The sequence below is a fragment of the Mycobacterium sp. genome (assembly GCF_049585075.1).
Taxonomy (GTDB): Bacteria; Actinomycetota; Actinomycetes; order Mycobacteriales; family Mycobacteriaceae; genus Mycobacterium.
The window spans coordinates 1-6,675 of the sequence record NZ_JBAUZA010000534.1 but is presented as its reverse complement, the minus strand read 5'-3'; the positions used below and the strand labels follow the sequence as shown (position 1 = coordinate 6,675).

General features: G+C 65.2%; 6 protein-coding genes. 3 read left to right on the top strand and 3 right to left on the bottom strand.

Going from position 1 to position 6,675, the window contains the following annotated elements; genetic code table 11:
- The 3 genes from WB785_RS24570 to WB785_RS24560 form a co-directional block, all read left to right on the top strand.
- On the top strand, positions 1 to 613 hold a 613-nt coding region (locus WB785_RS24570; protein ID WP_424082679.1), incomplete at its 5' end, for a pyruvate kinase.
- Between the two features lie 111 nt (positions 614 to 724).
- On the top strand, positions 725 to 1,567 hold the full coding sequence (locus WB785_RS24565) for an acyl-CoA thioesterase II (RefSeq protein WP_424082683.1): 843 nt from the start codon (positions 725 to 727) through the stop codon (positions 1,565 to 1,567).
- A 188-nt stretch (positions 1,568 to 1,755) separates the two neighbouring features.
- Entirely contained in the window at positions 1,756 to 3,132 is a 1,377-nt protein-coding gene (locus WB785_RS24560; RefSeq protein WP_424082682.1) for a bifunctional lysylphosphatidylglycerol flippase/synthetase MprF, read from the top strand.
- A gap of 4 nt (positions 3,133 to 3,136) precedes the next feature.
- Here the strand turns inward: WB785_RS24560 and WB785_RS24555 are convergent, their stop codons facing one another.
- The 3 genes from WB785_RS24555 to cydD form a co-directional block, all read right to left on the bottom strand.
- Positions 3,137 to 3,703, bottom strand: coding sequence for a DUF4190 domain-containing protein (locus WB785_RS24555; protein WP_424082677.1), 567 nt, complete (start codon positions 3,701 to 3,703; stop codon positions 3,137 to 3,139).
- Positions 3,700 to 5,415 (bottom strand): thiol reductant ABC exporter subunit CydC, encoded by a 1,716-nt coding sequence (cydC, locus tag WB785_RS24550; RefSeq protein ID WP_424082675.1) that lies wholly within the window; start codon positions 5,413 to 5,415, stop codon positions 3,700 to 3,702. Before cydC ends, WB785_RS24555 begins: the two co-directional genes overlap by 4 nt.
- On the bottom strand, positions 5,408 to 6,675 hold a 1,268-nt coding region (gene cydD / locus WB785_RS24545), incomplete at its 5' end, for a thiol reductant ABC exporter subunit CydD (protein ID WP_424082673.1). The genes cydC and cydD, both read right to left, overlap by 8 nt.

Sequence of the window (6,675 nt, the reverse complement as noted above, 5' to 3'; positions counted from 1 at the left end):
CAAGCTGACGATCACGGCGACGCAGATGATGGAATCGATGATCCAGAACCCGGTGCCCACGCGCGCCGAAGTTTCCGACGTCGCCAATGCCGTGCTCGACGGCACCGATGCGGTGATGCTGTCCGGCGAAACCGCCGTCGGTAAGCATCCGTTGGCCGCGGTCCAGACGATGGCGCGGATCATCTGTGCGGTGGAAGAGAATTCGACCGCCGCCCCGCCGCTGACCCACGTCCCGCGGACCAAGCGCGGAGTGATCAGTTACGCCGCCCGCGATATCGGCGAGCGGCTCGACGCCAAGGCTCTGGTTGCGTTCACCCAATCCGGAGACACCGTGCGACGACTCGCACGGCTGCATACCCCGCTGCCGCTGCTGGCGTTCACTCCACTGCCTGAAGTGCGTAGCCAACTCGCCATGACGTGGGGCACCGAGACATTCATCGTCCCCATCATCCAGACCACCGATGGCATGATCCGCCAAGTGGACAAGTCGCTGCTGAATCTCGGCCGCTATAGGCGCGGCGACCTGGTGGTGATTGTTGCCGGGGCGCCTCCGGGCACCGTCGGGTCTACGAACCTGATCCACGTGCATCGGATCGGCGAAGAGGACGTTTAACTGAGCCGGTGAGCCGGGCAACTAGGCCGCCCGGTGACGATGCGCTCCGCGCAGCGGAGGGCTGAGAAGGCGGGCAACTAGGCTAGCCCGGTGTCTGACTTCGACGAGCTGATGTCGGTGCTCGACCTTCATCCCATAGGCGACGACGTCTTTATCGGCTCTCATCCCAGTAAGAACCCGCCTCGGACATTCGGCGGATTGCTGATGGCGCAATCTTTCGTCGCCGGCAGCCGCACGCTGATGCGCGACTTGCCGCCGAACGCACTTTCGGTGCACTTCATCAATGGCGGTGACATCGCCAAAGACATCGAATTTCAGGTGGTGCGGTTGCGCGACGAGCGCCGCTTCGCCAACCGCCGCATCGAGGTCACGCAGGATGGCACCTTGTTGGCGACGGTCATGGTCTCCTACCTGGCCGGTGGCCGCGGCCTTGAACACAACGTCGAAGCGCCCGTGGTCGACGATCCGGACGCATTGCCGTCGATCAAGGAGCTGCTGCGCGGGTATGAGAAAACCGTCCCGCTGTTCGTCAACGCATTGCAACCGATCGAATGGCGCTATACCAACGACCCGTCCTGGGTGATGCGGGATAAAGGCGACCGGCTCGACTACAACCGAGTCTGGGTCAGAGCCGACGGTTTGCTGCCGGATGACCCCGTGCTGCACACCGCGACGATGCTCTATTGCTCGGACACCACCGTGCTGGACTCAATCATCACCACTCACGGGCTCTCGTGGGGGTTCGACCGGATCTTTGCAGCGACCGTCAATCACTCGGTCTGGTTTCATCGCCAGGTCGGCTTCAACGACTGGGTGTTGTATTCCACATCCTCGCCGGTGGCAACCGATTCGCGGGGACTTGGGACCGGCTATTTCTTCGACCGCGCCGGCCGGCCAGTCGCCACCGTGGTGCAAGAAGGCGTGGTCAAGTATTTTCCCAGTTCGCGGCCATAGGTCGGGAAAACAACGCCCAGCAACAATTCGGTTGCAACGCGCACAACGTGACCGCCGTGGGGCCGGTCCCAGGCGTAACGTTGCAGGTTGTTGGGTATTCGAAACGCTAGCGGCGGACCGGCGACGAGCACTCTGACGCGATAGCCCACGTGCCGCCTGATTTTGTTGCCGAGCAACCGGAGGTGGGCGTGCACGAGCCGTCGATCGGCATTGCGCCCGCAGTCCGCGCGCGGGAACGGGTTGTCGTTCACGTCAACTCGCCGGTGGCTCGCTGGGTGGGAGCATTGGCCCTGCTCAGTGCCGCGTGTTGGTTGATGAAGGTGATCGCCCGCGGCCCAATTGACCGGTTGGAATGGTCGCTGACGGTATTGGCCGCAGTGGCATTGATCGCACGCGGCATCTTTCTGGGGCGGCCGGTCACTACCGGGCATGCGACGGTCGCAGTTCTCGTCCTGTTCACCGGGATTGGCGCGCACGTGCTGGCTTTCGATCTGCTCGGTGACCTGCTGATCGCCGGGTCCGGCATGGCGCTGATGTGGCCCACCTCGGCGCGTCGGCATCCCGACGATCTGACTCGGGTGTGGGCCTTGATCAATGCCACCGGAGGCGACCCGCTGGCTCCTTTCGCCATGCAGACCGGTAAGTGCTACCTGTTCACTGCGGACGGGACGGCGGCGCTCGCATATCGGACACGAATCGGCTTCGCGGTGGTCAGCGGGGACCCGGTCGGCGATGAGGCGAAATTCCCGCAACTAGTGGCCGACTTCGCGAAAATGTGCCACACCCACGGCTGGCGAATCGCGGTGCTGGCCTGCAGTGAGCGGCGGCTCCATCTATGGAGCGACCGGAAAGTGCTGGGCCAATCGTTGCGTGCGGTGCCCATCGGCCGGGATGTCGTCGTCGACGTGTGCAACTTCGAAATGGTTGGACGCAAGTTCCGCAACCTGCGTCAGGCCGTCAAGCGCACCCACAACTGCGGCATCACCACCGAGATCGTCGACGAGCAGGGCCTCGACGGTCGGCTATTGGCCGAGCTGACCGACGTGCTACGGCAGTCAGCTCGCGGTGCACACACCGATCGCGGATATTGCATGAACCTGGACGGCGTGCTCGAGGGCCGGTACCCCGGCACCAAGCTGATCATCGCGCGGGACAAATCCGGGCGGGTGCAGGGCTTCCATCGGTACGCCACCGCCGGCAACGGTAGCGACATCACCCTCGACGTACCGTGGCGTCGCCCCGGCGCGCAGAACGGCATCGACGAACGGCTCAGTGTCGACATGATCAATGCGGCCAAAGATGCTGGCGGACAGCGGGTATCGCTAGCTTTCGCGGCCTTTCCGGAGATCTTCGATGAACAACATCGCGGGCGGATGCAAGGCCTGTTTTATTGGCTGATCCACCTGCTCAATCCATTGATCGCGCTTGAGTCGCTGTATCGGTATCTGCGCAAATTCCGGTCACCGGACCAGCGGCGGTATGCGCTGGTGTCGCTGCGGCAGCTTGTGCCGTTGCTCTACGTGATGCTGTCGCTCGAGTTCATGCCGCGTCGCCGGAACATTTAGCGGCCTACGGCACCGGTGTCGGCGTCAGCGTGACGCTCAACTTGTCCTGGACGTTTTGCCGGAATTGATCTGCGCAGTGCTGCTGCTCGACGGGATCTGAACCGGCATTCTGCATGCAGCTGATGTAGTCGCCGCCGCCGGCGTCATTCCAGAGCGTCGCCCAGAGTGCAATGAAGGCCCCGGCGACGATGACCGCTAGGGCACCTAGCACGATGCCGGCGATCGCAATCCCGCCATTGTTGGCTGTGCCGCGCTTGGCGCGTCCGCGCCCGAGGATTCCGATGACAATCGCGACGAGGCCGAGGATGATGCTGACGACGTTGGCGAAGGGCACCGGAGAACCGAGCAACCCGATAAGCGCCAGGACCAGGGCGGCAATGCCGAGCCCATTTTTGGGCTGAGCCGGCGGCGGCGGCCCGTAGTACGGCGGCGGTGGGGGATAGCCGCTGGGGTAGGGCCCGGGCTGAGGAGGATATTGGTACGGCGATGGAGACGGATAGGGCGGCGCCGTTTGCGGTGTGCCCTCGGGGTTTTGGCCTCTGTCCGACGGCCTGTCCGGAGGTTCGGTCATGGCTCGCTTTCTCGATCGGGCGTCATCGACGACTGTTCGCCACAATACTCGCCGGGGCCGATGCGTAGTTCGAGACAGCGAATGTCGTTGGGCAGGTGATGAGTAGCTACCACCACCGTCCGCTTTGCGGCGATGAGGCCGCCGCGTGAATTCAGCAGACTGCGCAAAATGGGTTCGGCGTCAGCGGCATCGAGGTGCTCGGTCGGTTCATCGAGCAGCACGATCCGCGCCGGTGATATGAGTGCCCGGGCGAGCAGCAGGCGCCTGCGTTGCCCGGCGGACAGCGCCTCCGCGCCGCCCGCCAGCACCGTGTCCAGACCATCTGGCAGACCGGCCAGCCAGGCGTCCAGCCCGACCTGGCGCAGCGCACAGCTCAGCTGTTGATCCGAGCAATCGCCCCGCGCCACCAGCAGGTTGTCCCGGACGGTGGTCGCAAAGATGTGCGCGTCCTCGGCGAAAAACCCGATGGCGCCGCGTATTTCGCCTTCTCCTAATTGGCCCAGTGGTACTCCGTCGAGCGTAGCGTCGCCATGCGACGGCGCCAGCAGACCGGCGAGTGTCATCAACAGCGTCGTCTTACCGGAGCCGCTAGGGCCGGTGACAGCCAACCTGGCGCCGGGCGGCAGGTCGATCGTGAACCCGGCCGGCGTCCGACCATCGCGGCAGGCAGCGACCACGTTATCGGTGCGTAGCCGTCGGGTTAACGGCGGAAGTGCCGCCGCGGAGGCGGAACTCGGACGGGCATCTACGCTCGGCACTGCTGGGCCAGCTGTGCCGAAGTCGAGCAGACGCCGGGCGGCCAACCGTGATCGTGTCAACTGGATGGCGGCGGCGGGTAGTGCAGTCGTCGCCTCGAATGCCGATAGCGGCAACAGCATCAGAATGGCCAGCGTGGTGGGTGCAACCGAGCCTGCAACCCCGATGCCCGCCACCGCGGCGCCTAGCACGCTGACACCGATCGCCGCGGTGGGAAGAGCCTCCGCGAACGCAGCCGGCCGCGCCGCAGCGTCGACGGCATCGCCCCAATCACGTTGCCGGCGTTGCGACTCGGAGATAACGTCGCGTAACGTACCACCGACTCGCAGCTCGGGTGCGTGCTCCAACGCCAGCATTGCCGTTACGTCACGAGTGGAATGATGTTGGCGCGCAACAGCCTCCTGCGCACGAGCTGCCCGCGACGACAGCGCTGGTGCGGCTACACCGGCGATGAAAAGGCAGACGGCCAAGATCGCGCCGGCCGGTGGCGAGATGACCCCGACGACGACGATCGCAGCAACCCCGAGAACAGCTGCGACGCTGAACGGCAACAGGGCGCGGACCAGTACGTCGGCGAGCTGATCGACGTCGGCGCCGACCCGTGCGACGAGCTCGCCGCTGTGCAATCGGGTCGCGATGTCAGCGGGACCGTGGGCCAACCTGGTGAACAGCAGCGCGCGGGCGCTGCCGGCCGCCCGCAACGCGGTGTCGTGGCTGGCCAGCCGCTCGCAATAGTGCAGTACGCCACGGGAAATCGCGAAGGTGCGAACCGCCACCACCGCGATCGAAAGATCCAGCACCGGTGGCATTTGCCAGGCGCGGGTGATCAACCAAGCCGACAGTCCCGCCAGCGCAAGCGCACTGCTCAGCGATAGCACCCCAAGAGTGATCGCGAGCAGCAAACGTGGGATCCGCGGCTGTAACAGCCGCACCGCGGCCGGCAGTGGATCAGACACGAGCATGATGGAGGTCCTGCGCCCCGGCCACCTCAATGACCTGATCACCGATTGCGATGACGCCCTCGCGGTGGCCGACGAGCACCACGGTGGCACCGGCGCGCGCTCGTTCGACAATGGCCCGAAGCACCCGGGCTTCGGTTGCGGCATCCAGGTGCGCGGTGGGCTCGTCGAGCAGCAGCACCGGCGCAGGTGAGCCGAGGGCGCGGGCCAAACCAAGGCGCTGTCGCTGACCCAGCGACAGCCCCACTCCGCCGCTGCCGATCACGGTATCCATCCGTTCAGTCAGCTCTGCGAGCACGTGATCGAACCCAGCTGCCGCACAGGCGCTTTCAAGGTCGCTTAGAGCGCCGAACAGAGCGAGGTTGTCGGCAACCGTTCCTGGAATCAGCACGGGACGCTGCGGCAACCAGGAGACCTGCTGCCACCACGCGTTCAACTCGAGCTCGGCGATGTCGATTCCGGCCACGGTCACGCGACCGCTTGTTGCCGAGGTGATTCCGGCGATGACCTGAAGGGCGGTGCTTTTTCCTGCGCCGTTCGCACCGGTGAGCACCGTCACCTGGCCGGGCTTGATCACCGCGCTGAGATCGTGCGGGCGCAGCCCGTCGCGGCCCGCGACGCTAAGCTCGTCGAGCACGATCACGGCATCGTGCGCCGAGACCATCCGGGTACCCGCGGCGGCGGTCGTGGGGGATTCCTCAATCAGTGCGAACGCCTTGTCGGCGGCGGCCCGGCCATCCTGGGCGGCATGGAATTCCACGCCGATGCGCCGCAGTGGCCAGTAGACATCGGGCGCAAGTAACAGCACAGTCAGACCGGTAGTCAGGCTGATCTCGCCGAACACCAGACGCAGACCGATGCTGACGGCGACCATCGCGACGCCCAGGGTCGCGAGCAGTTCCAACACCAGCGCGGAGAGGAACGCGATTCGCAGTGTCGCCATCGCTGACCGCCGGTGGGCGTTTGCCAGCTCGGCGATGCGGCGCTCCGGCCCGGTGGCGCGACCGAGGGCCCGCAACGTCGGAATTCCGGCGATCAAGTCCAACAGCCGAGCCTGCAAGGTGGCCATGGCGGCTAGTGCTGCCGCGGATCGGTCCGCTGTCGCCAGACCGATCAACACCATGAAAATCGGAATCAGCGGCAGCGTGATCAGCACGATCACAGCCGATTTCAAGTCGTAGAGCCCGAGGACGCTCGCGCTCATCGGGGTCAGGATCGCCGCCAGCAGCAATGTCGGCAGGTACGCGGTGAAATAGG

Bases quoted from the DNA above. Each gene is read 5' to 3' on its own strand.
- WB785_RS24565 (WP_424082683.1), top strand. From the start codon at position 725: ATGTCGGTGCTCGACCTTCATCCCATAGGCGACGACGTCTTTATCGGC.
- WB785_RS24555 (WP_424082677.1), bottom strand. From the start codon at position 3,703: ATGACCGAACCTCCGGACAGGCCGTCGGACAGAGGCCAAAACCCCGAG.